This window comes from Cellulomonas sp. URHE0023 (assembly GCF_000688475.1).
In the GTDB taxonomy this organism is placed as follows: Bacteria; Actinomycetota; Actinomycetes; order Actinomycetales; family Cellulomonadaceae; genus Cellulomonas.
The window spans coordinates 840,060-865,808 of sequence record NZ_JIAN01000005.1; the positions used below are offsets into that span (position 1 = coordinate 840,060).

General features: G+C 70.5%; 30 protein-coding genes. 12 read left to right on the forward strand and 18 right to left on the reverse strand.

Annotation, left to right across the window (positions count from 1 at the left end):
• Positions 1-453: 453 nt before the first annotated feature.
• Entirely contained in the window at positions 454-1,149 is a 696-nt protein-coding gene (locus N553_RS21015; protein WP_231505156.1) for a class I SAM-dependent methyltransferase, read from the forward strand.
• Positions 1,150-1,396: 247 nt separating this feature from the next.
• On the opposite strand, the gene N553_RS0104205 is transcribed toward N553_RS21015, so the two are convergent.
• Both N553_RS0104205 and N553_RS25765 read right to left on the reverse strand, forming a co-directional pair.
• Positions 1,397-1,783: a hypothetical protein gene (locus N553_RS0104205; protein WP_028045491.1), complete on the reverse strand. Its 387-nt coding sequence runs from the start codon at positions 1,781-1,783 to the stop codon at positions 1,397-1,399.
• Positions 1,784-2,084: 301 nt separating this feature from the next.
• Positions 2,085-2,216: a hypothetical protein gene (locus N553_RS25765; protein ID WP_255346997.1), complete on the reverse strand. Its 132-nt coding sequence runs from the start codon at positions 2,214-2,216 to the stop codon at positions 2,085-2,087.
• Between the two features lie 282 nt (positions 2,217-2,498).
• Between N553_RS25765 and N553_RS0104210 the strand changes: the two genes are divergently transcribed.
• The 3 genes from N553_RS0104210 to N553_RS0104220 are packed head-to-tail and all read left to right on the forward strand — an operon-like array spanning position 2,499 to position 3,746.
• On the forward strand, positions 2,499-2,840 hold the full coding sequence (locus N553_RS0104210; protein ID WP_028045492.1) for a helix-turn-helix transcriptional regulator: 342 nt from the start codon (positions 2,499-2,501) through the stop codon (positions 2,838-2,840).
• The gene (locus tag N553_RS0104215) at positions 2,827-3,300 is read left to right on the forward strand and encodes an SRPBCC domain-containing protein (protein ID WP_028045493.1); all 474 of its coding nucleotides are present in this window, start codon (positions 2,827-2,829) and stop codon (positions 3,298-3,300) included. Before N553_RS0104210 ends, N553_RS0104215 begins: the two co-directional genes overlap by 14 nt.
• The gene (locus tag N553_RS0104220) at positions 3,297-3,746 is read left to right on the forward strand and encodes an SRPBCC domain-containing protein (protein WP_028045494.1); all 450 of its coding nucleotides are present in this window, start codon (positions 3,297-3,299) and stop codon (positions 3,744-3,746) included. Before N553_RS0104215 ends, N553_RS0104220 begins: the two co-directional genes overlap by 4 nt.
• Before the next feature lie 177 nt (positions 3,747-3,923).
• On the opposite strand, the gene N553_RS21020 is transcribed toward N553_RS0104220, so the two are convergent.
• Positions 3,924-4,448, reverse strand: coding sequence for an SRPBCC domain-containing protein (locus tag N553_RS21020; protein ID WP_051639812.1), 525 nt, complete (start codon positions 4,446-4,448; stop codon positions 3,924-3,926).
• Between the two features lie 291 nt (positions 4,449-4,739).
• Here N553_RS21020 and N553_RS21025 point away from each other — a divergent pair, with 291 nt between their 5' ends.
• Both N553_RS21025 and N553_RS0104235 read left to right on the forward strand, forming a co-directional pair.
• Complete coding sequence (locus tag N553_RS21025; protein WP_051639813.1) at positions 4,740-6,101, forward strand: ricin-type beta-trefoil lectin domain protein; 1,362 nt, start codon at positions 4,740-4,742, stop codon at positions 6,099-6,101.
• 101 nt (positions 6,102-6,202) lie between these two features.
• Positions 6,203-7,810, forward strand: coding sequence for a beta-1,3-glucanase family protein (locus N553_RS0104235; RefSeq protein WP_028045495.1), 1,608 nt, complete (start codon positions 6,203-6,205; stop codon positions 7,808-7,810).
• A gap of 79 nt (positions 7,811-7,889) precedes the next feature.
• Here the strand turns inward: N553_RS0104235 and N553_RS0104240 are convergent, their stop codons facing one another.
• From N553_RS0104240 to N553_RS21035, 12 genes are all read right to left on the reverse strand, one after another.
• Positions 7,890-8,345 carry a hypothetical protein gene (locus N553_RS0104240; RefSeq protein ID WP_028045496.1) on the reverse strand — a complete coding sequence of 152 codons (456 nt, stop codon included), beginning with the start codon at positions 8,343-8,345 and terminating at the stop codon, positions 7,890-7,892.
• A gap of 84 nt (positions 8,346-8,429) precedes the next feature.
• On the reverse strand, positions 8,430-8,885 hold the full coding sequence (locus tag N553_RS0104245; protein WP_028045497.1) for a hypothetical protein: 456 nt from the start codon (positions 8,883-8,885) through the stop codon (positions 8,430-8,432).
• Positions 8,866-10,875 carry a DNA/RNA non-specific endonuclease gene (locus tag N553_RS24105; RefSeq protein WP_051639814.1) on the reverse strand — a complete coding sequence of 670 codons (2,010 nt, stop codon included), beginning with the start codon at positions 10,873-10,875 and terminating at the stop codon, positions 8,866-8,868. Before N553_RS24105 ends, N553_RS0104245 begins: the two co-directional genes overlap by 20 nt.
• A gap of 2 nt (positions 10,876-10,877) precedes the next feature.
• Positions 10,878-11,171 (reverse strand): hypothetical protein, encoded by a 294-nt coding sequence (locus N553_RS0104255; RefSeq protein WP_028045498.1) that lies wholly within the window; start codon positions 11,169-11,171, stop codon positions 10,878-10,880.
• 7 nt (positions 11,172-11,178) lie between these two features.
• On the reverse strand, positions 11,179-11,604 hold the full coding sequence (locus N553_RS0104260; protein WP_028045499.1) for a hypothetical protein: 426 nt from the start codon (positions 11,602-11,604) through the stop codon (positions 11,179-11,181).
• A 328-nt stretch (positions 11,605-11,932) separates the two neighbouring features.
• Positions 11,933-12,724 (reverse strand): hypothetical protein, encoded by a 792-nt coding sequence (locus tag N553_RS0104265; protein ID WP_028045500.1) that lies wholly within the window; start codon positions 12,722-12,724, stop codon positions 11,933-11,935.
• Positions 12,721-12,894, reverse strand: coding sequence for a hypothetical protein (locus tag N553_RS24960; protein ID WP_156043692.1), 174 nt, complete (start codon positions 12,892-12,894; stop codon positions 12,721-12,723). Before N553_RS24960 ends, N553_RS0104265 begins: the two co-directional genes overlap by 4 nt.
• A 116-nt stretch (positions 12,895-13,010) precedes the next feature.
• On the reverse strand, positions 13,011-13,802 hold the full coding sequence (locus tag N553_RS0104275) for a hypothetical protein (RefSeq protein WP_028045501.1): 792 nt from the start codon (positions 13,800-13,802) through the stop codon (positions 13,011-13,013).
• A complete protein-coding gene (locus N553_RS0104280) occupies positions 13,799-14,602 on the reverse strand; it encodes a hypothetical protein (protein WP_034620605.1) in 804 nt (267 codons plus the stop codon). The genes N553_RS0104275 and N553_RS0104280 overlap by 4 nt, the downstream gene beginning before the upstream one ends.
• The gene (locus N553_RS0104285; RefSeq protein WP_028045503.1) at positions 14,599-15,975 is read right to left on the reverse strand and encodes a hypothetical protein; all 1,377 of its coding nucleotides are present in this window, start codon (positions 15,973-15,975) and stop codon (positions 14,599-14,601) included. Before N553_RS0104285 ends, N553_RS0104280 begins: the two co-directional genes overlap by 4 nt.
• On the reverse strand, positions 15,972-16,253 hold the full coding sequence (locus N553_RS0104290) for a hypothetical protein (protein WP_028045504.1): 282 nt from the start codon (positions 16,251-16,253) through the stop codon (positions 15,972-15,974). Before N553_RS0104290 ends, N553_RS0104285 begins: the two co-directional genes overlap by 4 nt.
• Positions 16,254-16,397: 144 nt before the next feature.
• Complete coding sequence (locus N553_RS21035) at positions 16,398-17,243, reverse strand: helix-turn-helix domain-containing protein (protein ID WP_051639815.1); 846 nt, start codon at positions 17,241-17,243, stop codon at positions 16,398-16,400.
• A gap of 174 nt (positions 17,244-17,417) precedes the next feature.
• Between N553_RS21035 and N553_RS0104300 the strand changes: the two genes are divergently transcribed.
• Entirely contained in the window at positions 17,418-18,197 is a 780-nt protein-coding gene (locus N553_RS0104300; RefSeq protein ID WP_028045505.1) for an SDR family oxidoreductase, read from the forward strand.
• Positions 18,198-18,277: 80 nt separating this feature from the next.
• On the opposite strand, the gene N553_RS24110 is transcribed toward N553_RS0104300, so the two are convergent.
• Positions 18,278-18,859 carry a hypothetical protein gene (locus tag N553_RS24110; protein WP_051639816.1) on the reverse strand — a complete coding sequence of 194 codons (582 nt, stop codon included), beginning with the start codon at positions 18,857-18,859 and terminating at the stop codon, positions 18,278-18,280.
• 140 nt (positions 18,860-18,999) lie between these two features.
• Here N553_RS24110 and N553_RS0104310 point away from each other — a divergent pair, with 140 nt between their 5' ends.
• Positions 19,000-19,449 (forward strand): hypothetical protein, encoded by a 450-nt coding sequence (locus tag N553_RS0104310; RefSeq protein WP_028045506.1) that lies wholly within the window; start codon positions 19,000-19,002, stop codon positions 19,447-19,449.
• 1,007 nt (positions 19,450-20,456) lie between these two features.
• Here the strand turns inward: N553_RS0104310 and N553_RS0104315 are convergent.
• Complete coding sequence (locus N553_RS0104315) at positions 20,457-21,386, reverse strand: threonine/serine dehydratase (RefSeq protein ID WP_028045507.1); 930 nt, start codon at positions 21,384-21,386, stop codon at positions 20,457-20,459.
• Between the two features lie 98 nt (positions 21,387-21,484).
• Complete coding sequence (locus N553_RS0104320) at positions 21,485-22,399, reverse strand: oxidoreductase (protein ID WP_028045508.1); 915 nt, start codon at positions 22,397-22,399, stop codon at positions 21,485-21,487.
• A 95-nt stretch (positions 22,400-22,494) separates the two neighbouring features.
• Here N553_RS0104320 and N553_RS0104325 point away from each other — a divergent pair, with 95 nt between their 5' ends.
• The 4 genes from N553_RS0104325 (at position 22,495) to N553_RS0104345 (ending at position 25,720) form a co-directional block, all read left to right on the forward strand.
• Positions 22,495-23,073 (forward strand): TetR/AcrR family transcriptional regulator, encoded by a 579-nt coding sequence (locus tag N553_RS0104325; RefSeq protein ID WP_028045509.1) that lies wholly within the window; start codon positions 22,495-22,497, stop codon positions 23,071-23,073.
• A gap of 360 nt (positions 23,074-23,433) precedes the next feature.
• Positions 23,434-23,826 carry a GntR family transcriptional regulator gene (locus tag N553_RS0104335; protein ID WP_028045510.1) on the forward strand — a complete coding sequence of 131 codons (393 nt, stop codon included), beginning with the start codon at positions 23,434-23,436 and terminating at the stop codon, positions 23,824-23,826.
• Positions 23,823-24,707 carry an ABC transporter ATP-binding protein gene (locus tag N553_RS0104340; protein ID WP_028045511.1) on the forward strand — a complete coding sequence of 295 codons (885 nt, stop codon included), beginning with the start codon at positions 23,823-23,825 and terminating at the stop codon, positions 24,705-24,707. Before N553_RS0104335 ends, N553_RS0104340 begins: the two co-directional genes overlap by 4 nt.
• Complete coding sequence (locus tag N553_RS0104345) at positions 24,704-25,720, forward strand: hypothetical protein (protein WP_028045512.1); 1,017 nt, start codon at positions 24,704-24,706, stop codon at positions 25,718-25,720. Before N553_RS0104340 ends, N553_RS0104345 begins: the two co-directional genes overlap by 4 nt.
• Positions 25,721-25,749: the final 29 nt, after the last annotated feature.

Below are 25,749 nucleotides of genomic sequence, written 5' to 3' on the forward strand. Positions count from 1 at the left end.
GCGTCCCTTCGAGGTGTGAGGCTCGCGCCGCGTGGGGGCGACGTCCCGCCGCTTCGCCGTCGCGGACAAGGGCGGCTCCACGGCACCAGATGCGTCGGCGCGAACTCCCTACCCGATCATGGAGCAGGTCGAGGCATCGTCTCGACGCGATGGTGATCGCCTCGGCGGCTTCGTCGGCATCGACTCGCCCCCAGGCACGTCGCCTGGACGTGGACGCGGCTCATCGCTCCAGGGCCCATCGGAGCTTGAGGATTGGGACGCGTGAGTGCGACACCTCGGTTCGCACTGACGTGTCCCCTCGCAGGTCACCGGCACCGGCACCGGCACCGGCACCGAGCGAGCTCGACGCGCCCTCCACGTCGTGTGGGATCCCGCTTGAGTTGGCCACATCCGACGGAGCTGGCCACGGCGTGTTCGAATCCCACCGAGTTGGCCAAGCGGGATGCTCGCCGTGTGGATCCACACGCTGTTGAGGCCGCGTTCGCTACCGACGAGGGCGTCGAGCAGAAGGTGGGTGCCGACCACCATCCCTCGAGCTCGGCACCGACGGACGACGTCGTGCGAACCGCCTACTCGGCGAGAGCCGACGAGTACACGACACTGCTCGGCTCCACGGGAGCCATGGACCCCGCCGACCGGCGGTTCATCTCGACGTGGGCCGCGCGGTGCGGGGGCCCGATCGTCGACGCCGGCTGCGGTCCTGGGCACTGGACCAACCTGATGGCCGAGCTCGGCGCAGACGTCGAGGGCGTCGACCTCGTCCCGGAGTTCATCGAGCTGGCCAAGAACCGCTTCCCCACCGTCGCCTATCGGGTCGCTCTGCTCGACGACCTCGGCGTCCCCGACCATGCGGCCGCGGGAATCTTGGCCTGGTACTCGCTCATCCACCTCGAGCCCGGGAGGGTGTCCACCGTCCTGCGCGAGCTGCGGCGCTGCCTGCGCGGCGACCGCACGCTCGTCGTCGGGTTCTTCGCAAGCGAACGGCTGGAGCCCTTCCCACACGCCGTGACGACTGCCTACTCATGGCCCGTCGGCCAGCTGAAGCGGCTCGTCGAGAACGCCGGGTTCGTCGTTGAGGATGCGCACGTCCGACCGAACCTCGATCGTCCCGACCGCCAGCACGGCACGATGCTGGCGAGGCGGGTGTGAGGACGAGGTCGCCCGCTGTCATCAAGCTGGCCTGATCCCCCCGCCGATTTCGTCGCCGAGCACCCACCGCAATCCAGCCTCGTCACCACCACGCGTCGCCCTGTGATCCGGCCGTGTTGAGGACGTGGTCAGGTTGGTGAGAAACAGGCCTTCTCACCTACTTGTCCAGTCGCAGGTCAGCGGGGCGCGCGCCGACCACCTTCGAGGAGTTCCCCCACTTGTTGGCCCTGTGAAGAGCCCCACGTCGTCAGCCTGGCGCGTCGAGCCAACGGGCCGCGGCGTCGAGAGTGTCTGTCGGCGTGCTGTTGAAGGCGATAGCGGCCTGGGGCGCGTGCCGGTGCACGCAGTTGATGATCCGCTCGAACAGCTCGAGCTGGTCGTCAGGCTTGCGGATCCCGCCCCCGACGACCACCACCTCCCAGGATCGGCTGCGCAGCGCCTTGGTGACGACGGCTTCGATGTCGTCACTCCCGTCCAGCCCCACCAGGCAGCTGGCGACGCCGATCCCGGCGTCGACGAACCGAGCCAGGCCCGTGGCGGTCGCCTCGGCCACGGGTGCAGGATCCCAGGGGCCCGGCACACGGTACGGATCCAGCCCGATCACCAGGACGCGCGGTAACGCTGGCGTGCTCACCGCTCCGACGATAGCCAGAGCGGAGCGGCCTCGGGCGCGGGCCGTGTGCCCGGGTGGGGCGCCGACGCGGGACTCGTCGCACTCGCGCCGGGATCGGATGGGCAGGGCAGAGCTCGGCGGCGAGATCGCGGACGGGACGGTCCGCTTCTGGTCGGGCGGTCGCGATGTGCCGGCCCGTGGCGCTCGGCGCCCTCGCAGCGGTCCACCGCAGGCCCGGTCCCGTCGCCGGTCGGAGCCTCGCGCTCCGGCCATCTCGGACGGGTTCTTGCATCCGGTCGTGCGCAGCAGCTCCGATGCCGTCTCAGTCGCTCAGCGCCCCGGAAGCAGCGGCGAGAGTCAGCAGGCATGCGAGGACCACTGCCCACACCAGGGCCTCAGAAGCGAGCACCGCGGCGACACGGTGGCGGAGCGAATGGTGAGCGTCCTGCCGCATGTGAGGACGGTAGATCGGAGACTCCCCGCACGGAAGGGCAGGCACGGAGACACGGCATCGAGGGTGCGCTCATGGAGACCGCGACGGCACGTCGTTCACGGTCACGGGGCGCCCGTCACCCTCCGGTGTTCTCATCTGCTTTGTCCGGCCCGCAGGTCATGACACTGCACCCGGGAAGGTCTGATGAGTTCCGACCATGCTCACCCTTCCTCCGCCTTGACGGAACGGCCGCACGACGAGCACCATGAAACCAACCGGTTTAGCAACTGATTGGTTTAGTACGTGGATGCGCTGAGCACGACATTCGCTGCCCTCGCCGACCCGACCCGCCGCGCGATCCTCGCCCGGCTCGCCGACGGCGAGGCGACGGTCGCCGAGCTGGCGGAACCGTTCGACATGACGACGCAGGCGGTCTCCAAGCACCTCCGGGTGCTCGAGGACGCCGGTCTGATCACCCGGGGCCGGCGCGCGCAGTGGCGGCCGAGCCGTCTCCGTGAGGACGCGCTGGACGACGCCACCGACTGGCTCGAGCACCACCGGACCGCGTTCCGGCAGCGCTTCGAGGCCCTGGACCGTGAGATCGCCGCGCTGCGGCACGAGGGGAGTCACGATGGGAACCACTGAGCTGATCGTCGAGCCCGGGCGGCAGGACGTCGTCGTCGTGCACGACTTCGACGTTCCGCCGGAGGTGGCGTTCCGCGCGTACACCGACCCGGGCCTGATGCCTCGGTGGAAGGGGTCGGAGCGGTTCACCGTGGTCGTCGACGAGCACGACCTGCACGTCGGTGGCCGCTGGCGACTCGTCATGACGCGCACCGACGGCGTCGAGTACCCGATGCGTGGGGTGTTCCACGAGGTCAGCGCACCGCACCGCCTGGTGTCCACATACGAGTTCGAGACGGGCGGCCCGGGGGCCCTGCAGCTGGTGGTGGAGACGTTCGAGCCCATTCCGACCGGATGCCGACTGACATCCGTGTCCTTGTTCGCCTCCGTCGAGGACCGTGACCGATGGGTGCCCTCGGGCGGCCTGGAGTCCGGGACGCGGGCGATGATGGCCCTGCTCGACGAGGTGCTGGCGTCATGACCGACCTCGAGGTACGGCGGGCGTTCGACGCCCCGGCGAGCGCCCTCTGGGCGGCCTGGACCGAGTCCGACGCCGTGCGGGCCTGGTGGGGGCCGCAGGGATTCACGTGCCCCGTCGCGCGGATGGACGTGCGGGTGGGCGGCGTGTCCCTGGTCGCGATGCGCACGCCCGACGGGGTCGACCTCTGGAACACCTGGACGTACACGAGGGTCGACGCCGGGGAGCGGCTGGAGTTCCTGCTGGGCTTCAGCGACGCCGACGGCGGCTCTCACGACCCGCAGGACCTGGGGTTCCCGCCCGGCATCCCGCGCGAGGTCCCGCACCTGATCACCGTGCGCGACGGGCTCCTGACCGTGATCGAGCGGGGTTACGCCGACGCGCAGGCCGCCGAGCTGTCCCGGCTGGGCCTCGAGTCGTCCTTCGACAAGCTCGCCGCGGTGCTCTGACGCCTACGCGTGCTGGTCGCGCAACGCCGTGGCCATGCGCTCGACGAGGGCGGTCGCGCCCGCGGTCCCGGCTGTTCCCGTGCCGCGCGAGCCAGAACGCTCGGTGTGCGGTCGTCGACGACAACGGTCAGGTGTGCCCTGTGCCGCCACGGCGGTACGCCGGCCCACGTCGGCGCATCACGGATGGAAGGAGCGCCCTCGGCGAAGGGACCCGAGCTGCTGCCTGTCGTAGAACTGGACGAGCTCGTCGTACTCGGTCCAGAAGTCGTCGATCGGAAGGTCGCCACCCCGGAGGTGCGCCTCCAGGTAATGGAGGTGACGGTGCCAGCCGGCAGCGTAGGAGACCGCATCGTCCAGGCCCTGATGGTGCACAGAAAGCGTCGCGGCGGACGAGCCCGCCTCGGCCAGTGCGAAGGCGACCTGACTCACCCGCTCCTCAGGAAAGTCCCACGTCAAGGTCAGCAGGCGTGGAGGCCGCCACTGCAGCACGGCGTGCCGAGACCGGACCTCGTCGTCGTGCCAGAGATCGAACTGCCCGCCGCTGGCCACGGCGTCGACCTCGATGCGTCCCAACCACTTGGCGGTGTGGTCACGGTCTGTCAGCGCTTGCCACACATCCTCGACAGGTCTCGGCAGCGCAACATGCATCCGGACTTCTCCACGGGCCTTGTCGGCATGGCCGACTATCGCGGGCGCCTGCACGCGCCGATCGTACCCAGAGCGGCCGGGAGATCCGCTTCTTGGACCGTGTGACCGGTTGATCGGAGGAATTCCGGGCTGATCGCGGCCCAGATGCCGGGCCAGCGACATACGTGTGTTGACTGGAGTCAGCAGCGCCAATACGTTGTCGTCCGGCGAACGTGACATCGCGGCTGCGTTCGCCAGATGTCGACACGGCGCCCCCTCCACCGTGGCTCAGCGACGAGCCCCGAACGAGAGCAGCCGGCACGCCGACCGACCATGCCGCCCACCCCAGAGAGTGATGGTCCCTCCATGACGCACGCCCTGATGTCAGGACGTCGGCTCTCCCGAGTCACCCTGGTCGCCGTCGGCGTCGCCGCCCTCGCGTTCGCCGGGGCCGCCGATGCCGACGCCGCCGCGCCGCCCACACCGTCTGGCTGGACGCAGCAGTTCGTCGACGACTTCAACGGCGCTGCGAACACCGGCCTGAACACCGGGAACTGGCTGTACGACATCGGGACCGGGTATCCCGGGGGCGCGCCGAACTGGGGCACCGGTGAGATCGAGACGATGACGAGCAGCACCTCGAACGTCTACCAGGACGGCGCGGGCAACCTCGTCATCAAGCCGATCCGGGACGGCGCCGGCCGCTGGACCAGCGGCCGCGTCGAGACGCAGCGCACCGACTTCGCCGCACCGGCCGGCGGCAAGCTGCGGTTCGAGGCGAGGATCCAGCAGCCCAACGTGAGCGGAGCCGCTGCCGCGGGCTACTGGCCCGCATTCTGGGCGCTCGGCGCCGGCGCGCGCGGCACGGGCGCATCGGGGTGGCCCGGCATCGGGGAGATCGACATCCTCGAGGACATCAACGGCCTGAGCTCGGTGTTCGCGACGCTGCACTGCGGCACGTCCCCCGGCGGGCCCTGCAACGAGACGACCGGGATCGGCAGCGGCCAGCGCGCCTGCTCCGGGTGCCAGACCGGGTTTCACACGTACGCGATGGAGCAGGACCGCAGCGTCTCGCCCGAGCAGATCCGCTTCTACCTCGACGGGTCGAACTACTTCACGGTCAACGCGAACCAGGTCGACGCGACCACCTGGAACAACGCCACCCACCACGGCTTCTTCCCGATCCTGAACGTGGCGATCGGCGGCGGGTTCCCCGCCGCGTTCGGTGGCGGACCGACCAGCGCGACCCAGTCCGGCGTCCCGATGGTCGTCGACTACGTCGCGGCCTACACCTCGGGCGGCTCGACCGGCGGTGGCGGTGGCGGCGGTGGCGGCACGGCAGGTGCCGGCTCTATCACCAACGCGAACGGCCTGTGCCTGGACAACAACGGCGCCAGCACGGCCAACGGCAACAAGGTCCAGATCTGGGGCTGCAACGGCACCGTCGCGCAGCAGTGGACCTTCGTGCAGGCCGGCACCACCCTGCGGGTCCAGGGCAAGTGCCTGGACATCGCCGGCGCCGGCACGGCCAACGGAACCAAGGTCCAGCTCTGGGACTGCAACAGCACCGGCGCTCAGGTCTGGATCCCGCAGTCCAACGGGTCCTACTGGAACCCGCAGTCCAACCGCTGCCTCGACGATCCGAACGCCTCCACCGCCGCGGGCACCCAGGTCCAGATCTGGGACTGCAACGGGACCAGCGCGCAGAAGTGGACCCTGCACAGCTGACCCATCGGCACACCGGCACCGGGGAGACGACTCCCGGTGCCACCCGTGCGCGGACACTCCGGTCCACGCACCCCGAACGCTTCACGCAGAGGAGCAGGTCGATGAGGACCAGATTGTCCGGGGCGCTCGGTGCGCTCGTCCTGGCGGCGTCGGCGATGTTCGCCGACGCCGCCGCAGCGCAGGCGGTGGGCCCTGACCGGCTGCCCTTCACCATCACGAACTCGAGCGGCCGGGCGGAGGCGGTGTACGTGTACGTGCTCGGCACGAACCTCAGCACCGGCAGGCTCGGGTACGTCAACGCCGCGGGAGCGTTCACGCCGTGGCCCGCCGGAGCGAACCCGCCGTCGCCCGCACCCGACGTCGCCATCGCCGGACCTGCCAACGGCGGCAGCACCACCATCCAGGTGCCGCGCGGGATCTCCGGACGGGTCTACTTCTCGCTGGGGCAGAAGCTCACGTTCCTCCTGACGCCCGACGGGCTCGTCCAGCCCGCGCCGTGGTCGTCCGGCGACGCCAACCACGACACCCTGTTCGACTGGAGCGAGTTCACCTACAACGACTCGGGGCTGTGGCTGAACAGCTCGCAGGTCGACATGTTCGCCGTGCCGCACACCGTCACGGTCACCGGCGCGTCCGGTACGCGGAAGTCCGGGGAGCTGGTCGCGAACGGTCGCGACGCCACGATCAACGGGATCGCCGCCCAGTCTGGCTGGGCGAAGACGGTGGTGCGTCGGGCGGACGGGACCGTGCTGCGCGTGCTCGCACCCGGCAAGGCCGCCGGCGCCGGGTTGCTCAGCACCACCTACCTGGACCCGTACATCGCCTCGGCGTGGAGCGCGTACGCGAACAAGACCCTGACCGTCCAGCCCTTCGCCGACCAGCCGGGCACCAAGTACTTCGGGCGGACGTCCGGGACCGTGATGACCTTCACCAACGCGTCGGGCTCCCAGGTCGCCTCCTTCAACCGGCCGAGCAGTGCGGACGTGTGGGGCTGCGACGGCGCTCTGCTCGCGCCGAACGACCAGGTCGTCGGTCCCATCGCCAGGACGCTGTGCGCGGCGCTCAACCGGGGGACGCTGGGTACCGTCGACACCCAGCCGAGCACCGACGCCTCGGCGTTCTACAAGAGCAACCCGGCCAACCAGTACGCGCGGATCGTGCACGCCAACATGGCCGACGGGAAGGCGTACGCGTTCGCGTTCGACGACGTCGGCAACTTCGAGTCGCTCGTGAACGACGGTTCGCCGTCGGCCGCAGGCCTGGTGATCCAGCCGTTCACCGGCGGCGGCCCGGGCGGTGGGGGAACGACTCCGCCGCCGGCCGGGGCCCACGCGTTCACCAATGCGAACGGTCTGTGCCTGGACAACAACGCCGCCAGCACGGCCAACGGCAACAAGGTCCAGATCTGGGGCTGCAACGGCACCGTCGCGCAGCAGTGGAGCTTCGTGCAGGCCGGCACCACCCTGCGGGTCCAGGGCAAGTGCCTGGACATCGCCGGCGCCGGCACGGCCAACGGAACCAAGGTCCAGCTCTGGGACTGCAACAGCACCGGCGCTCAGGTCTGGATCCCGCAGTCCAACGGGTCCTACCTCAATCCCCAGTCCAACCGCTGCCTCGACGACCCGAACGCATCCACCACCGCCGGCACCCAGGTCCAGATCTGGGACTGCAACGGAACCAGCGCGCAGAAGTGGACGCTGACGAGCTGAGACCAGCCTGGGGCGTCAGCTTCGTGGCTGAGCATCGTTCCTGCATCGGGGACGTGAACACAATCGGCGCCGCGCGTCGTCAGCCGGCGAGACGTTCGAGCTCCTCGCGGTTGCGCTCGAGGTACTGGTGGATCGGCTTCCAGGTGGCCTCGTCGCGCATGCCGTCGAGCACCCTGACCTCGTTGCTGGTGACCGAGACCGAGTAGCCGTCGCGGTCGATCACCAACACGAAGGTGATCATCTGCGTCGGCGACGCCGCCGCGAGCTCGTCGAGCAGGTCGACGACGACGAAGAACAGCTCGCGTGGCGCGCTGTAGTACTCCTGGACGAGCCCGTCAGCGGTCTCGACGACGACGACCTGGACGCGGACGTGACCTGCCGACTCGTTGGACGTGGCGGCCTCTGTGCGGGACACGATGCGCAGCCATCCCTGCGGAGCGGCCGCTGCGTAGCCGCTCGCGATGCGCGCGGCGGCCGCTGCCTGCTCCGCTGTGAGTTCGACCGGCGCCGAAGAGTCACCGTGGTGGCTGGGCACCGTTCCTCCAAAGTGTCTCGAAGAGCTCCGTAGGCGGCCGAGGACCATGTGGCCGATGTCGGAGAACGTTCGCACCGGCCGCAGTCAGCCGACGAGACGCTCGAGCTCCTCGCGGTTGCGCTCGAGGTACTGGTGGACCGGCTTCCAGGTCGTCTCGTCGCGCATCCCGTCCAGCAGGTCGACCTCCTCGTTGGTCACCGTGGCCGAGTAGCGGTCCCGGTCGAGGACGAGGTCGAAGACGATCGTCTGCGTCGGGGAGGCCGCGGCCAGCTCGTCCAGCAGGTCCGCGACGACGAAGTAGAGGTCGCGCGGGGTCCGGAAGTAGTCCTGCTCGAGGCCGTTCGGCGTCTCGACGACGACGACCTGGACGGCGACCCGGCCCGCGGACTCGTTGGACGTCGTGCACTCGGTGCGTGACACGATGCGTAGCCAGCCCCGTGGTGCGGCGGCGCCGTAGCCGGTCGCGATCTTCGCGACTACCGCAGCCTGCTCCGGACTCAGGTCGACCACGGTCGCGGCGTCAGCTTCGTGGCTGGGCATCGTTCCTCCATTGGGGCGTGAACAGCTCGTCGTCGATCTTCACCTCGACGGCGAACTCGTCCGGCCGCGTCGACAGGTTCCCGTCGCGGTACATCGGCTGGATGTGGATCTCCACGTTAGCGGGGGTCGCGCGCCCCAGCGCATCCCGGATCTTGCGCTCCATGCGCGCCCACTCGCCCTGGTTCAGGTTCACCAGGCCGTCGTAGGGCTTGCCGTTGCCGGGCAGCACGTTCAGGCGGTTGGTCGGACCGCCCAGCGAGTCGGCGATCAGGTGGAACCCGATGTCGGTGTCCAGGCCCTCGTTGCCGATCTGCGTGGTCAGGGCACTGTTGCGGCCACCGGCGCCCAGGCTCAGCTTGCCGCTGCTCACGCTGCTCGTGCGCCCGAGCGAGTCGGTCTCGTACGCCACGCCCTTGAACTCGTAGATCGCGTTGGGGTGCGGAACGTTGGCGGCGCGGTTGAACGCCTCCAGGTTGTCGAACTTCAGGAGCGGGATCGGCACCCCGTCGGCTCGCGCGACCACCTCGAACGTCGCCTCGAGCGCGCGCAGCTTCTCGACGTCCACGCCGCGAGCCACCAGGGCCGCGATCTCCTCGGCTTTGAGCGCTCGACGGGTCCACTTGGTACCGGCCGCGCCCCAGCCGAGGAACGGGATCATCGACGCAGACGAGAGCGCCGCGTCGACGCCGTTCCCCTCGGCGAGGTACCAGACGGCGCTGACCGCGTCGAAGGCCTCGCCGACCACAGGGACCAGACCCAGGCCGTCGAGGACCATGTGGCCGATGTCGGAGAACGGGTTGGCGTTCTTGCGCCGCTCCTCGATCTCCGCGGCCTGGATGTCGAAGATGTCGCGCGCATCCTGGGCGATCGACGTGCTGATCGTGTCGCCGCCCTCGTACGGCGTGATGGCCGCGGCGATGGCAGCGTTCGAGCCGGCACCGTCGTCGACGGGCCAGCGGCGCTCGGCCAGCACGTAGTTGAGGAACTCGTTGGTCTGCGCGGTCTTGCCGGCGCCCTCGATCGTGATGACCTGACCGGTGCCGAACAGGTGCTGGGCCGCCTCGGGGGTACGTCCGACGGCCGCCATGATGCCGGCGAGCGGGTCGTAGTACTCGGTGTACCCGGTCGGCGCGCCCTCGTCGTCGCCCTGCACGGGGTCGACCGCGCCGAACCCGTCACTGAAGCTGTGGGACCGCTCGTACCACATGTCGCGCGTGTCGACCTGGCGCTCGTAGTCGTAGACGTCGGTGGCCACGACCTCCAGGAAGTTCGCCGAGAACGTCCCGCGGGAGATGACGAGCCCGAGCGCGCTCGCCTGGCCCAGGGTCTCGGGGTACTCGTCGATGATCGCCGCTGACCACCTCTGGGCGTACCCGGAGGGCAGGGCGTGGTCGCCAGTGCCCTGCGTGGCGACGCCGTACGTCGTACCCAGCCCGTCCAGCAGCGATTCGTAGGCCTCGTCGAACGTCTCGACGTCGTCGATGTCGGTGCCCATGCTGTTCGCGGCGAGGGTCCGGCGGGTGTTCGACGCGTCGATCACCAGGTCCGCGACCTGCTCGGGCGAGACCTTGAGTGCCAGCTCGTACGCGAAGTAGGGGTCCGTGCCGTTGGCCGCCAGGAGGTCGACCAGCTCGTCGGGCAGGTCCTCGCCCGAGCCGTACTCCTCGATGAGCTTGGCCGCCCGGTCCGCTAGCTCGGCAGCCTCCGCCGGCGTGGTCGTCGGCAGCTTCGCCTCGTCGAGCTGGACGTAGGCCTGGAAGCCCGGGACCTGCGCCTCGATCGCGCGCGCCAGCGCGAGCCGCCGCCGCACGCCGGGCAGCTGGTCGGCCACCCAGTGCTGCACGGCGTCGAGGCGGTTGAGGTCCTCTGCAGAGAGCATCACGGACTCGAGCCCGGACCGCAGCGCCGACCGGTGCGACGACACGTCGTGCGACGCGTTCTCCAGCGCCTTCTGGAGCGCGGCCATCTGGGCCAGGTCGATCGACGCCATGCTCACCGCAGGTTCCTCCAGCGGGTCTGCCAGGCACCGGGCTCGACCGTGTCCGGCTGGCCGTGGACGGCCTGGTCATAAGTCGTGACGACCCCGTCCGCGGCGGTGCCCAGCGCGTGGCGATGGCCGACGAGATCCGTGTAGAACGCGTCCGCCACCGAGCTGATCCATGCGCCCGCGTCCATGGCGGCGACCACCGCGTCGAGGTCGTCCCGCAGGTCGGCCACCGTCGGGACCGCACGCGAGCGCTGGTACTCGATCGACGCGAGGTACGGGTTGGGGATCTCCTCCGTCACGATCGGCTCAGGCGTTCGCGGGGACCGGACCGCGCTCGGCCACCCATGTGTCGAGGTACGTTTCGTAGCGCCCCAGCGACTGCTCGTCGTAGATGCCCTGGCTGCGCTTGGGCGGCTCGTAGCCCACGTCCATGCGCATCGCGCCGTCAGCGTCCAGGAGCAGCTCCATCGTGGTCCAGCGCGTGCCCTCGGCCGACAGCTCGTTCAGCCGAACGACCTCGTCGTAAAGCTGCTCGTCGAACCCGAGCTGGCCGTAGAGCCAGCGGTCGCCGCCGTTGACCACCGCGGTGGTGATCCAGTTGAGCGAAACGGTCCCGGCGTCGTCGACCGTCGCCTCCCAGCTGCCGACGAGCCGCGCCCACCCGGTGGGCGCGACCTGCGCGAAGCGTCGCGCGACCGTCTCCAGCTGCTCCTGCTGTTCGGCGAGCCCCATGGGACGACATCTCCCTCGTCGAGTAGGTGCACTCATGATGCCAGCCGGACCAGGATGGCGCTCCAGCGGCGGCGAGCGCGCTTCCCTGGGAGGGACCAAAACCGTCGGGTACGACGTGAGTCAGGTAGGGCCGCTGGACTGGTACCTCGTCAACGCAACCAACGCCGTCGGTCCGTAGCAGCCACAGCACCCGGCATCGTCGTACGTGAGCATCGCCCGGAAAGCACCCTCGGACCTGTACTGAAGCGGTGCTCGCCGACGCGCTGGTACGACTGACCGAGACAGCGCACGACGTGGCCGGACCGGTAGCGCCGTGCTGTGGACGGGCTCAGGGCTGTGGTGAGCCGTGCACGCCGACCACGCCGTCGGTGCCGGCACGCGCGGGGAACGGGTTCCAGCTTCCGGGGTTGTAGCGCAGAGTGCAGCCCTGGGCGACTGCTCGTGCCGCCAGGCCGTGCGCGGGGTAACCGTCGGCGACCATCGCATCTTCGATGGCCTGCGCAAGCCGTTCCGGGTGCCGACCGCCCAGCACCCACCACACGAACGGGGTGCGGCGCACGCGCGAACCGAGACGCACGGCGTCGGTGACCTCGACACCGGGCAGGTGCCGCCAGCCGGTCAGGGCCGTGTCCAGACCGTTGAGCGCCAGCGCGGTGCCAGACGCCGCACCATGACGGAAGTGCGGCGAGGACGGGGAGACCCCGGGCAGACGCCCCAGCAGGTTGGAGCGGCGCACCACCCGGACCCGACCCGGGTCGATCGTCGACCACGGGATGACGAACGGCGACTTCGTGCGCATCCCCACCACCAAGCCGTGCTCACAGACCCGGTGCCGCTCCGCCACCCCCACACCGATCAACAGGGCGAGGAAGAACCCGAACGTGCCGGCGACGGCCAAGGTCACCAGCCGGCCCTGGGCGTCGGGGCGGGTCGCGGCCAGCGCGAGCGATGCGACCATCACGACAGCGGTGATGATCCAGAAGATGTTGCCGGGCCAGGACCGGAACACGGCCCGCACGGCCCCCATGTCCCGCCAGTCCTGGTCGGCTGCAGCGAGCAACCGGTCCAGGGACGCCTCGGTAGGCTCACCCAGCTCAAGGAACTCCCGGTCGCCGCTCACAGCGCGCCCACCATCCGACGCCAGTGCGCCACAACGGCCTGACGGTCCACGCCGCGGTAGCCCACGTCGTCACCGACCTGCGCCGCGTCGCCCGCCAAGTCCGACGACACAGCATCACGCCCTGCCGCAACGAACCCGAGCGCGTGCGGATCGCCTCCCACGAAGTCCATGCCACCCCTCAACCGGTCGCGCGCGACGCCCTGAGGTCTGGATCTCGCCGACGCCGACCCCGGCGAAGCGGAACCAGGCTACGACGAGGGCCCGACGCCCTGTGACGTGGACGGGCTCAGGGCTGTGGTGAGCCGTGCACGCCGACCACGCCGTCGGTGCCGGCGCGCGCGGGGAACGGGTTCCAGGCGCCCGGGTTGTAACGCAAGGTGCAGCCCTGGGCGACGGCTCGTGCGGCCAGGCCGCGGGCGGGGTAACCGTCGGCGACCATCGCGTCTTCGATGGCCTGCGCAAGCCGTTCCGGGCGCCGTCCGCCCAGCACCCACCACACGAACGGGGTGCGGCGCACGCGCGAACCGGGTCGCACAGCGTCGGTCACCTCGACACCAGGCAGGTGCCGCCATCCGGTCAGGGCCGTGTCCAGACCGTTGAGCGCCAGCGCGGTGCCAGAGGCCGCACCATGACGAAAGTGCGGCGAGGACGGGGACACCCCGGGCAGACGCCCCAGCAGGTTGGAGCGGCGCACCACCCGGACCCGACCCGGGTCGATCGTCGACCACGGGATGAAGAACGGCGACTTCGTGCGCATCCCCACCACCAAGCCGTGCTCACAGACCCGGTGCCGCTCCGCCACCCCCACCCCCACCAGCAGCACGACGAAGAACAGAAAGCCACCGGCGGCGACCAATGCCACCAGCCGGTCCTCCGGGTCGGACTGGAGTGCTGCCAGCGCGACCCATGGGAGAACCATGACGGCGGCAATGATCCAGAAGATGTTGCCGGGCCAGGACCGGAACACGGCCCGCACGGCTCCCATGTCCCGCCAGTCCTGGTCGGCTGCAGCGAGCAACCGGTCCAGGGACGCCTCGGTAGGCTCACCCAGCTCAAGGAACTCCCGGTCGCCGCTCACAGCGCGCCCACCGTCTGACGCCAATGCGCCACAACGGCCTGACGGTCCGCGCCGCGGTAGCCGACGTCGTCACCGACCGGCGTGGACAGGTAGGCGCCGTGCGGGCCGGTGAACACCCCGCTCCAGGTGTCGCTGACCGTGTCACCCACGTCCAGGCGGGTGACCGTCAGGGCCGCGGTGCTGAGCCCGACCTCTTCGAGCGCGGGGTGCTCGGCCGCGACTTGGTCCCTGGTGAGCACGACGTCCAGGGCGGGCGCCGGCACGTCGGGCAGTGCACCACACCAGGTGGTGAGCGCCTCGACGGTGTCGCTCTCTCGGGCGAGGGTGAAGTGGTGCTGGCCGACGTGCGTGACCACCTCGGTGAGCCACAGGCCGTCGCGCTGACCGTAGAGCACCGCCCAGTCCAGCAGGTCGGCGGTGCGCCGTTCGGCCACCACGAACGTGGCCGTGTGGCGGCGCATCGTGAGCAGCGCCAGGACCTGCGGGTCCGCCTCGAACTCGAACGCCCCCGTCTCGACATCCAGGGGGGCTGCCCGGTAGATGCCGCGCGCGCTCAGGCCGCGCAGCGCCGCGGTGAGCGCCGTGACCTGCTCGGCCTCCGTCAGCGAGGAGTACCACGGGCTCGGTGCCAGCGGCTCGCCGCCGGGCTCGTCGAGCCCGACCAGCTCCTCGTCGGTGAAGCACCCCAGAACCTGCGGCGAGTCGAGGGCCGCGGCGAACAGGTCGAGGCGGGCGCCGACAACGGCGTCCGACTGCGGTGTGGCCAGGTCGAACAGGTCCTCCATGGACGGCACGCTCACCCGAACAACCCCTTCCACACCTTCTTCGCCCCGTCGGCGACAGCGCCACCGACATCCTTGGCTGTGTCCCCGACCCACCCGGCGGCCTTGGTGGCTGCGTCGGCGATCGCCTCGCGGTTCTCATAGGCCCAGCACCCCACGGCGACCACCCCGGCGACGGCGACGACAGCCGCCCCGACCGGCGTCACCATCGCCCCGAACGCCATCGCCGTCATCAGCCCACCACCGACGACGGTCGCGAGGCCACCGAGCATATGGGCGCTCCGGTCACCCGCTGCCAAAGTGTCGTCGGTCGCGGCCGTGTACATGTCGTACCCGCCCGACACGACTCCGAGCGGGCCGAGCACCTTGGACGCGAACGGCATGACCGCCCGGATCGGCCGCATGGCCGACTCGAAGCGGCCGACATTTCCCACGATCTGCGCGGCGTTGGCCTCGGGGGCGAACGCGGCCGCGCGTTGCAGCGCGGTCGTCTCGCCGACGAAGCCGCGTGACTGCTTGTAGATCCACTGAGCCCTGCGCAGCTCGGCCGGGACGTCCTTGCCGATCGCCTTGCCCAGCGCCTTCTCCGCCGCGGAGAACTTCGTGGCCAGCGACGGGTCGGTCGGGTTCGCCAGGGAGTTGATCTCCTGGTAGATCCCCCGGGCCTTCAGGTAGTTCTGCTCGGCCTTCAGCGCGAGGGAAGGTGCTCGTTGGTACTTCAGGATCCCGTAGATCCCGTACGCCTTCACACCGGCCTTGACCGCCTTGGTCACGACGGCCGTCGTGAGCGCCACGTCCGGGTTCTTGTACGCGTCGACCAGGTCGCCCGCGTCCAGAGCGAGACCGCTGGGCGCGTTGCCGACAGCGGCGCGGCGCCAGGCCTCGACGGGCCCCAAGGTCGCGGCGCCCGGGGCCCACAGGTCGACCTGCCCGGCGAGCGCGTCGACGACCCGCCGGCGCGCTGCCTCGAGCGCGTCGTTGGCGTGGTCGGCCGCCCTGCTCGCGGCAAGCATGTCGTCGTGGTGCTGGTCCTGGAGCTCGGCCTCGCCCATCGAGCGGGCGCGCCGCCACGACGTCTCGGCCTGGAAGTGCTTGCTCGACTCCGACCGGATCGTGTCCTGCGCGGCCTCGAGGGCGTCGGCCCAGTCGGCCAGCGCCCCGCCGACCGTCACCAGCGACAGGCCCACCGCGCCCGTGCCCGCGGCGGCGTCCGAGCGGGCGGCGGCGAACGCGGCGACCCGCGCCGTAGGCAAGGCGCCCGCGGCCTGGCCGCCAAGCGTGCTCAGGCGGCCGCTGCGGGTGTCACCGACGGCGCTCGAGAGTGTCGCGACGCCCGAGACCACCCGACGGAGCGCGTCCGGATCGCCGGTCGGAACCGAGAACGTGCTCACCGCGGCACCGCCCCGGTGGCCTGCAGCAACTGCGCACCGGCCGTCGTCGACCCCTCGGCCAGTCCCTGCACGACCGTCGCGGCAGCCACCACCACGCCGCCGATCGCAGCCAACGCCGACTCCGCAAGGTCAGCCACGTGGCCGTCCCCGGCGGCGGCACCGGCCAGCTTGCCCTGCCGCGCGATCTGAGTCGCGTCTCCGGCCAGGTCCGACGACAGAGCGCCGAGCCCTTTGCCCACCACCTCAAGCTGGTGCGGATCGCCTCCTGCGAAGCCCATGCCCACCCCTCAGCCGATCGTGCGGAACGTCCCTGACCCGTGAGCGCACACCATACCGAGCGAGCGATCTCAGGTGAGTAGGGCCTACCGCCGCACGAGGGCAGGCCGACCGACACATGGGCGGGATGGTGGTCATCTCGCGAGTCAGCGACGACCCGCGCCCAGGCCCGTTGTCGTGAAGGACGCGAGGACCTGGAGCTTGTCGGCGCTGTCGGAGCCGAGATCCGGGTGGTAGATCGCCAGGGCGAGGCCGTGGGCCGTGTCGCCGATGATGAGCTTCTCGCGGTTGAGGGTCAGACTGCCGACCAAGGGATGGTCGAGGGTGATGGGCCAGCTCTGCCGGGCTTGGACGTCGTTCTGGGCCCACAGCGTGCGGAAGCGATCGCTGGTGAGCGACAGCTCGCCGACGAGGTCGATGAACCTGGCGTCGTTGGTGTCCGCGCCCACCGAGCGGCGAAAGCCCGCGACCAGGCGGGCGGTGGTGTCGTCCCAGTCCGGGTAGAGCGCTCGTTCGCCGGGGTCGAGGAAGACGGCGCGGAGGCGGTTCTCACCCGCGGTGATGCGAGGTGAGAGTGCGGTGGCGAGGGGGTTGGCGGCGAGCACGTCGAGGTAGCGGCCCTCGACGAATGCCGGCAGCTGCACGCTGCCCAGGAGCTTGCGGATGCCCTCGGGGACGTCCTCGCGACGCGGCCGCCGCCGGCTGCGTGGTCGATCCAGCTCGGTGAGGGAGAGAAGGTACGCGGTGCCTGTGGCGTCGAGCCCGAACACCCGGGCGAGGGCTTCGAGGATGTGCGCGGACGGTCGCCGGTCGCGGCCCTGTTCGAGCCTCAGGTAGTAGTCAGGGCTGATCCCGGCGAGAAGCGCGACCTCCGCTCTGCGTAGGCCCGGCACCCTGCGGCTGGTGCCCGCGGGCAGGCCCACCTGCTCGGGACGTACCCGCGCGCGTTGCGCGCGAAGGTAGTCGCCGAGCAGGTTCTCGTAGGGGGCCACTCCCGCAACGTAGACCGCCGAGCCAACGGTGACAGTGGTCCTGCGGGCACCACTATCGCTGAGGCGTACCTGCCAGTGCGCGACGAGGGCCACCGTTGACGGCAGAGCGCAGGCGTGACTGCCCGGAGCGCGTCCGGGCGCCGCGGTGGCGGTGCGAGTCGAGGGAGTACGAGCATGGGTGGACTGGCTGTCGTCACAGGTGCGTCATCAGGGATCGGCCGGGAGTACGCACGGCGTCTGGCGTCGCACGGCATGGACCTGATCGCTGTGGGTCGTCGCCAGGAACGCCTCGACGAGCTCGTCGCGGAGTTCCCGGCCGTGAGCGTGCAGACCGTCGTCGCGAACCTGTCTACCTCCGAAGGCATCGCGAAGGTCATCGACGCGGTTGGGAACCAGCCGGTGACGATGCTGGTCAACAACGCTGGCGTCGCGCACTACCAGCCGTTCGTCGAGCTGCCCGCAGACCAGGCGGCGGAGGTCGTCGGTGTCAAGGTGCTCGCACCGACGCTGCTGAGCCGCGCGATCGCACCCGGCATGGTCGAGCGTGGGACCGGGCAGATCGTCAACGTCGCCGGCATGATCGCGTTCAGCGGACCGGCGAGCGTGGAGCAGGTGCCGCTACGCCGGGCGGTGTACGCCGCAGCCCTGGCCTATGCCGTCGCCCTGTCCCAGACGCTGCACGCCGAGCTGTCCCCCGCCGGCGTGAACGTGCAGGTGCTGTGCCCGGGTGTGGTCGCGACAGAGTTCCACGAGCGGCAGGGCCTGGACCTCTCGGCCGTCCCCAGGATGAGCGCGGCCGACGTCGTCACCGCGAGCCTGCGCGGCATCGAGCTCGGCGAAGTCGTCACCGCCCCTGGCGTCGAGCAGCACGGCCTTCTGCACGACGTGTTCGCGGCGGACCTCGCGGCATTCGGTGCACAGTCGCCGGAGCTGGCGACCCGCTATCGGACCTGACGGCGGTCGGCCGGCCGCACCTCGACCAGCGGCGGCCTGGTCGGAAGGGGCGCGAGCACACCAACTACTCGATGCCGGGTTCAGCCGCCGAGAGGCGTCGGGCCGCTCTGCTGTACCTCACCGCCCTGCTCCAAGTCGGGGCGTTCGACCGGGGCCATCGGCGTCGGGAGCTCCGCGAAGAGCTCACTGAGCTCATCTGCCCTGGGCACCCGGACGGAATCGGCCGCGGTGCGCAGGACCGCAGGGTCGACGCCCTCGCCTTCAAGCACGATGTACGCGTCACCGCGCTCGAGGGAGCACCGCAACACCGCCTCCGAGGCGTCCGGCAACTCGGCGCACGGGGCGACCGACGGATCTGCCAGACGATCGATCCTCAGCAGAACGGTGCTGCCGTCGTTCCTGCCATACCCCACCGACATGCCGTCGTCGCCTACGACGCCGACGTACATCGGCCAGAGCTCGAACCCGTCGACCTCGGTGACGTACACGAGGTCGGGCGCGATCCCGGCGTACTCCGTCCAGATGGCGATCTCGTCGGCCGTCGCCGGACCCATGGCCGTCGGCGAGGTGGTTCCTCCGGCAGCGCTGGCGCACGCTGCCAGCGTGAGGGCGAACATCACGGCCGGAGCCGCGACGGCCGCGACACGTCGAGTGTGCGTCATTGCGGCAACCTACCGATCCGTGCGGATCAACCTCGTCCCGAGCCCGTGATCGAGTCCTCCGGCAGCCCACGGCCCGGCGGTCGTCAGGCCGATTTCGACCCCCGTGCCCGGAATGTACGACGTGTCCTAATGTACCGAGCGTGACTTTCTTCCTCTTCATCGTCGCTGCCGGTCTGACCATCGGTGGGTACTTCTGGGACAGCAGCACGGCCACCACCGCGGGATGGGTGGTCTGGATCCTCGGCCTGATCAGCGCCTACTTCGGGTGGGTGAGACGCCGCAACACCTTCGGGTCGTTGGAGGAGGCACAGGCGGCCGCCGAGGCGGGCAACCCGAAGGCCATGCGAGCGGTGGCGATGGTTGCCAAGGTCAGCGGTGATCTCGACGCCGCTGAGCGGCTGCTGCGGGGGGCGGTCGAGAAGGGCGACGTGGAGTCGATGTGGGAGATGGGCCGGCTGGTCGAGCAGCGAGACGGGCTCGCGGAGAGCGAGCCGTGGTTCCGGATGGCCGCCGAGCGCGGGCACTTCGTCGCCAAGCGGTTCTTCCGGCAGGGCAGCGCACTCAACCTCGACGGCACCAACCCCCTCTGATCCACGCTCCCGGCACTCCCGACCGAGGGGCACCTTCGCCGTGCTCCGTGCGCGAGAGGCCGAGAAGAACTCGAAGCCGACCTCTCGGCCGTCGTCACGATGTCGCCGATGGTCCGAGCAGCGCCGCGACCCTGTCTGCGTCGGATGCCGTCCCGAAAGCGAAGGCGATCGGGCTCGTGGCGATGGGGCTCTGGACGGTGGCAGCAGAAAGCACCGTGCCATCGAGGAGGAGCGCCAACTCCCGCCGACCGCCTGACCACTGACGTCCGCGAGCGTCTTGGTGTCTGCTTCGTCGAACTCGACGACGACGGTCTCGCCCCCGCCCTGGCTCTCACGCACGACCGAGGTCGGAGTCACGACACCGAGCGTCTCAGCCAGCTCGCAGGGCGTGGCGCCTTCGATGTCGCAGGCCATCCCGGGGCCATCTGCCGTCAGGGGTGGGGCGCTGCAGGGTCCTGTGTCGGACGAAGTGACGAGACGCAGCTGAAGCGGCGGCGCCGTCGAGCCGCCCGGTCCCTCGGCACCGTCGACTGACGCGCACCCGGCGGCAGGGTGAAGAGGGCGAACGGCAACACCACGGCAGCGCCCGCCAGTACTGGCAGCAGCTGCCAGCGGATCCCCGACCACGGCCAGCACGATCGCGGACAGCATGAATACCGCCCCCGCCGTGATCGTGGCGCGTCGACGGACGGCAGCTGGGAGCCAGCGCGCCACCACCAGCGTGACGGCACCCAGCACGACAAGGACTTCTAGAGAGGACATGGTTTCCGTCACCCGGCCATGCTGTGCGCCGGGCACGTGCTGCCACATCGCCCGAGGGTGGCCCTCGTGTGCAGCCGGAGTCCCACCCGAGCCATGCCCATGTGATGGGCCTTGCGCCCGTGGGGGCAGCCGGGCTACGCCTGTGGTCGTACGTCCGCTCGATTCCTCCAGGCTGAGTTTCTGCGACCACCAGCGGGCTCGCGAGCACGCTCCGGAGGAGATCCGCTCGCGTACGGCTGTCGCAGCTACACCAGCGTCGTCGGGTCCGTGTTGGCGCCGCAGATGACGACGGCGACCCGCTCATCCGGTGCGGGCTGGTAGGCGTTGCTAGTGAGTCCCGCGTAGGCGGCGGCTGCGCCGTACTCGACCGCCATGCGGTAGTCCTGCCAGAGCGCTGTGCGTGCTGCGCGGATCGCGTCGTCGTCGACGAGGACGCTCGTCGGCCCGGTCCGCCGGGCGACGTCGAAGGCGATGCTGCCGATGCGCCGCGCCCCCAGCGCGTCCGCCGCAATGCCTGAGACAGCGACGTCGACCGGCTCCCCGGCTCGCAGGGCGCTGTGCAGGGTGGGGATCTGCGTGGGTTCCACGGCAACGACTCGGGCGCGCCCCTCGGCGGCGGCAGCGATGCCGGCGAACAGCCCGCCACCGCCGACTGCCACCACGATGGTGTCGACGTCGGGGATGTCGGTGAGGATCTCCTCGCCGATGGTGCCGGCACCGGCCGCGATCTCGAGCTGGTCGTAGGCGTGGCAGAACAAGGCGCCTGCGGCGTCGGCGAAGTCGATGGCTGCGAGGTACGCCTCGGCGTACTCCTGGCCGACCTGCTGCACGGTTGCGCCGTACTCGCGTAGCCGAGCGACCTTGACCGCTGGTGCCGTCTCGGGCACGAAGACGGTCGCGGGGACACCGACCTGCGCGGCCGCGTAGGCGTTGGCAAGCCCGGCGTTGCCGCCGGACGCGGCGACGATGCCCTTCACCGGGTCGAGGGTGCCGGACTCGAGGCCGGCGAGGATCCGGTTGAACGCGCCGCGGGTCTTGAACACGCCCGCCAGCTGCAGGAACTCGCACTTGAGCCAGAGGTTGCTGGTGGTGGGGTCGACGGCGATGACCGGTGTGCGGCGGACCCGCCCGTGGATGCGTTGCTGGGCGGCGAGCACGTCGTCACGGGTGATCATGAGGCCTCCGGTCGGGCGGCTTGTCGCAGGTCTGCGCCGCGTCAGTTTCGCACCGGGCGTGCGGAACGCGCGGCTCGGTGACCACCCCGAGACAGGGGTCACGTTCCCCTGGGTGCGAAGGACCAGCGAACGCCTGTCAGTCGCTCCGACTCGGTCCAGAGCCGGCGCTGCGCGTCGGCGTCGCGCGACGCCTTGCTCGGCTCGATCAGGACGGGATGGCCCGCCGCGTTGAGCCGACCGTGCGGTGCGACGTAGTCGGCGCCGTGCACCGTGGGGTCGGTGGCCGCGCGCAGGGTGGCGAGCGCGCCGGCCGCGGCGGTCGGCTGTCCGACGAGCCTGACGACGGCTGCGATGGCCAGACCTCGCGCGCGTCCGGTGACGTGACCCTGCAAACCCGTAGAGACGATGCCCGGCTCCACGGCGACGGCGATCGTCGGAGCGCCGTCCAGTCGCCGCTGCAGCTCGAACGTGAACAGGACGTTCGCGAGCTTCGACTGGCCGTACGCCTTTGCCGGGCTGTACGCGCGGCGCTCGAACTGCAGGTCGTCGAAATCGATCCGGCCCTGTCGGTGCGCGGAGCTGGCGACGTTCACGACGCGAGAGCCAGGCGTACCGACGAGCGTGTCGAGGAGCAGGCCGGTCAGCGCGAAGTGGCCCAGGTGGTTGATCCCCAGCTGCTGCTCGAAGCCGTCCTCGGTGCGCCCGAGTGGAGGCATCATCAGGCCGGCGTTGTTGATGAGCAGGTCCAGGTGGGGGTGTCGCGAGCGGAGCTCGTCGGCGGCGCGACGGACCGAGGCGAGCGAGCTCAGGTCCAGCTCGACCGTCGACACGTCTCCCCCGACCATGGCCGCTGCGGCCGTCGCCCTGCTCAGGTCGCGGCAGGCAAGAACGATCGAGGCACCTCGAGCCGCGAGCACCTTGGCTGCCTCGAGGCCGATGCCGCCGTTGCCACCGGTGACGACGACGGTGCGCCCGCTCTGGTCCGGCACGTCGTCGACGGTCCACTCAGCCATGGTGCCCTCCGGGAGCCTACAATCGGGACGACCATCCCGATTAACCACGATACGGGACGCCTGTCCCGCTTGTACACCCGGAGGTCGATCCGACGATGACGGGCCAGCCGGGTCGAGCACCCCGCGCCGATGCCCGACGCAACCGGGCGCTCGTGCTCCAGGCCGCCGCCGAGGCCTTCGCCACCGACGGGCTCGGCGTTCCGGTCCACGAGATCGCGCGGCGAGCGGGCGTGGGCACCGGCACCGTCAGCCGTCACTTTCCGACGAAGGACGCGCTCTACGCCGCGGTCTTCCTGGACCGCATGGCGGTGCTCAGCGCCCGTGCGGACGAGCTGGCGGCCACGCAGGACCCGGGCAGCGCGTTCTTCACGTTCTTCACCGAGCTGATCCACGAGGGTTCGGACCATCGCGGCCTGGCCCAGTCGCTGGCGGGTGCCGGGTTCGACATCGAGGCGGCGGCAGGCGATCCCGGCACGGGCGCGTCGGTCCGGCTCGACCGCCTGCTGAAGTCGGCCCAGCACTCAGGTGCGGTGCGTCCGGAGATCACGTTCGCCGACGTCAAGGCGCTGATGAGCGGCTGCCTGGCGCGAGAGCTCGACCCCGCCGACGCCGGTGCCCTCGGCCGCGTGGTCACGGTCGTCTGCGACGGGCTCCGCGCGAGGGCCGACGGCTGATCGGTGAGCCCGGTGTTCCTCATCCCGTCGCAGCCGGGGCGGTCAGTTCCGCCTCTTGTTGCGAACGGCGTTGATGGTCAATCCGATGACAGCCGCCACAACGACAACCGCGATCACTCCCCACACGCCGCCCGTCTGACCGATGGTGACCAACCTGGCTACCTCCTGAGACGCCAACGCCACGGCGAGCACACCCGCCGTTGACTCACGTCGACACCGTGAATCCAGGTTCTCTCAGGCTCTGCCGCGCTGACCACCGCTGAGCCCGGTGCTACAGGGATCTGGGCGGAGCCTTGCCCGGCATTGTCTCGAGGTCTACGTTTGAACCATCACACTAGTCTCCTAGTGAAATGACTTGCCATGCTCGAGTTCTACCTCGAACCTGCCTCGGGACTGCCGCCCTACCTGCAACTCGTCCGGCAGGTCCGCCAGGCTCTGCAGCTCGGCGTGCTCCGTAAGGGCGACCAGCTGCCGACGGTCAAGGAGGTCGTCGCCCGCCTGGCGATCAATCCCAACACCGTCCAGAAGGCGTACCGGGAGCTGGAGCACCAGGATCTGGTCGCTGCCCGACCCGGCGTCGGCACCTTCGTGACGCGATCCTTGGGCTCGACCTCGCTGGCCGCTCACAGCGCGCTCCGCAGCGAGCTCCATGACTGGCTGGCACGGAGCCGACAGGCCGGGCTGGACGACGAGAGCATCGAGGCGCTGTTCGTCGCGGCGGTCCGGGCGCAGGCCCGAGGCGACGTCGCGTGACCTCCGCGCTGGTGGCAGACGGGCTCGGCCTGCGGTACGGGCGGTCGTGGGCGCTGGCCGAGTGCACGCTCGACATCCCGGCGGGCTGCGTCGTCGGGCTCGTCGGCGCGAACGGCGCCGGCAAGACCACCCTGCTGAGCCTGGCGAGCGGTCAGCTCACCCCGTCGGCCGGCAGCATCTCCGTCCTCGGCGGACGACCCGGCTCGGGTCGTGCCCAGCTGGCGAAGGTCGGGTTCGTCGCACAGGGCACCCCCACCTACGCGGGACTGTCGGTGCGAGACCACCTGCGGTTGGGCGCGAAGCTCAACCCGGCCTGGGACGACGCCCTCGCACAGGCCCGCGTCCGGCGGATGGGCCTCGATCCACGTCGCCACGCGCGGCATCTCTCCGGTGGCCAGCGCGCCCAGCTGGCACTGACCCTCGGCCTCGCCAAGCGCCCCGAGCTCCTGCTCCTCGACGAGCCGGTTGCAGCGCTCGATCCGGTCGCTCGTCGGGAGTTCTTCGGGTCCCTGATGGAGGCCATGGCGGAGAACGACCTCACCGTGATGCTCTCGTCGCATCTCGTCGCGGACCTCGAGCGCCTCTGCGACTACCTGGTGGTGCTGGCCGAGTCCCGGGTGGTCCTGGCCGGCAGCGTCGACGAGCTGCTCGCGACCCATCATCGCCTCACCGGCGCCAGGCGCGAGGGCAGTCGAATCCCGCGGAGCCACAAGGTGATCTCCGCGAGCCACTCCGAGCGCCACAGCACCCTGATCGTGCGGGCGAAGGCGCCGGTCCTCGACCCGGCGTGGACGGTCAGCCAGCTCACGCTGGAGGACCTGGTCATCGCGTACATGGTCGCGGCTCCGCCGGACCGAACGCTCCTCGGGGTGGCGCAGTGACCTGGCTCGCTCTGCGGCAGTTCCGCACCGCGGCCTACGCCACGACCGCCGCGCTCGCCGTGATCCTCGCGCTGCTGGCCGCCACGGGCGTGGGCCTGCGCGACCGCTACTCCGTCCTGCGGCCCGCGTGCGGCGGTGGCGGGCCCGAGTGCTCCGCGGTCGCCCAGGCGTTCTTCCGGGAGAACAGGTCCGCGTGGCTGGCAGCCACCGCCCTCGTGCTCGTCGTGCCCGCGCTCGTCGGCACCTTCTGGGGCGCCCCGCTGGTGGCGCGCGAGGTGGAGACGGGCACGCACTTCGTGGCCTGGAACCAGAGCACGACGCGACGCCACTGGCTACTGGTCAAGCTGTGCGTGCTGTCGCTCGCCGCCATGCTGACCGCCGCTCTCTGCACCGCGGCCGTGTCCTGGTGGTCGTCCCCGCTCGACGAGGTGGCGACCGGGGACTTCCCGCTCATGGATCCCCTGATGTTCGCCGCCAGGGGCGTCGCACCCGTGGCCTACTCCTTGTTCGCCTTCGTGCTCGGCGTGACGGTGGGCATGTTCGTCCGACGCACGACCGCTGCCATGGCCGCCACGGTCGCGCTCCTGGTCACTGCACAGGTCCTCTTCCCGGTGCTCGTCCGCCCTCACGTGGTGGCGCCCGGGGAGACGACGACCAAGATCAGCGACCACAGGAGCGACGGCTTCACGGTCGAGCGGGTCGGCCCGGACAGCGCCGCCCTGCTTCCTGGCAGCAGCGGTGCGTGGTTCCTGTCCAGCACCATCGTCGATCCGTCCGGCACCGTCGTCGACTCGATCCCGGTGTCCGCCTCGGGTCCGTGCGTGTCGCGGGTGAACCAGGACCGCGCCGCATGTCTCGCCGAGATGGACGGGCTCGGATACCGGTTCCAGGTTCGCTACCAGCCGCTGAGCCACTTCTGGTCGATGCAGGCGCGGGAGTCGGCCGTCTACGTGGGGCTCAGCCTCGCGCTCGCCGGCCTGTGCCTCTGGCGCATCCGCCGCAACCTCGGCTGACCATCCGCCTCGCGGCTCGATTCGGTGAG

Excerpts from the sequence above, each read along its gene's own strand:
- N553_RS0104260 (WP_028045499.1), bottom strand. The coding sequence starts at position 11,604 with ATGGGGCTCGCCGAACAGCAGGAGCAGCTGGAGACGGTCGCGCGACGC.
- N553_RS0104220 (WP_028045494.1), top strand. The coding sequence starts at position 3,297 with ATGACCGACCTCGAGGTACGGCGGGCGTTCGACGCCCCGGCGAGCGCC.
- N553_RS0104245 (WP_028045497.1), bottom strand. The coding sequence starts at position 8,885 with ATGCCCAGCCACGAAGCTGACGCCGCGACCGTGGTCGACCTGAGTCCG.
- N553_RS24960 (WP_156043692.1), bottom strand. The coding sequence starts at position 12,894 with ATGGACTTCGTGGGAGGCGATCCGCACGCGCTCGGGTTCGTTGCGGCA.
- N553_RS0104290 (WP_028045504.1), bottom strand. The coding sequence starts at position 16,253 with ATGGGCTTCGCAGGAGGCGATCCGCACCAGCTTGAGGTGGTGGGCAAA.
- N553_RS21025 (WP_051639813.1), top strand. The coding sequence starts at position 4,740 with ATGACGCACGCCCTGATGTCAGGACGTCGGCTCTCCCGAGTCACCCTG.
- N553_RS0104315 (WP_028045507.1), bottom strand. The coding sequence starts at position 21,386 with ATGATCACCCGTGACGACGTGCTCGCCGCCCAGCAACGCATCCACGGG.
- N553_RS25765 (WP_255346997.1), bottom strand. The coding sequence starts at position 2,216 with ATGCGGCAGGACGCTCACCATTCGCTCCGCCACCGTGTCGCCGCGGTG.
- N553_RS24105 (WP_051639814.1), bottom strand. The coding sequence starts at position 10,875 with ATGGCGTCGATCGACCTGGCCCAGATGGCCGCGCTCCAGAAGGCGCTG.
- N553_RS24110 (WP_051639816.1), bottom strand. The coding sequence starts at position 18,859 with ATGACGCACACTCGACGTGTCGCGGCCGTCGCGGCTCCGGCCGTGATG.
- N553_RS0104235 (WP_028045495.1), top strand. The coding sequence starts at position 6,203 with ATGAGGACCAGATTGTCCGGGGCGCTCGGTGCGCTCGTCCTGGCGGCG.
- N553_RS0104335 (WP_028045510.1), top strand. The coding sequence starts at position 23,434 with ATGCTCGAGTTCTACCTCGAACCTGCCTCGGGACTGCCGCCCTACCTG.
- N553_RS0104300 (WP_028045505.1), top strand. The coding sequence starts at position 17,418 with ATGGGTGGACTGGCTGTCGTCACAGGTGCGTCATCAGGGATCGGCCGG.
- N553_RS0104320 (WP_028045508.1), bottom strand. The coding sequence starts at position 22,399 with ATGGCTGAGTGGACCGTCGACGACGTGCCGGACCAGAGCGGGCGCACC.
- N553_RS0104325 (WP_028045509.1), top strand. The coding sequence starts at position 22,495 with ATGACGGGCCAGCCGGGTCGAGCACCCCGCGCCGATGCCCGACGCAAC.
- N553_RS0104215 (WP_028045493.1), top strand. The coding sequence starts at position 2,827 with ATGGGAACCACTGAGCTGATCGTCGAGCCCGGGCGGCAGGACGTCGTC.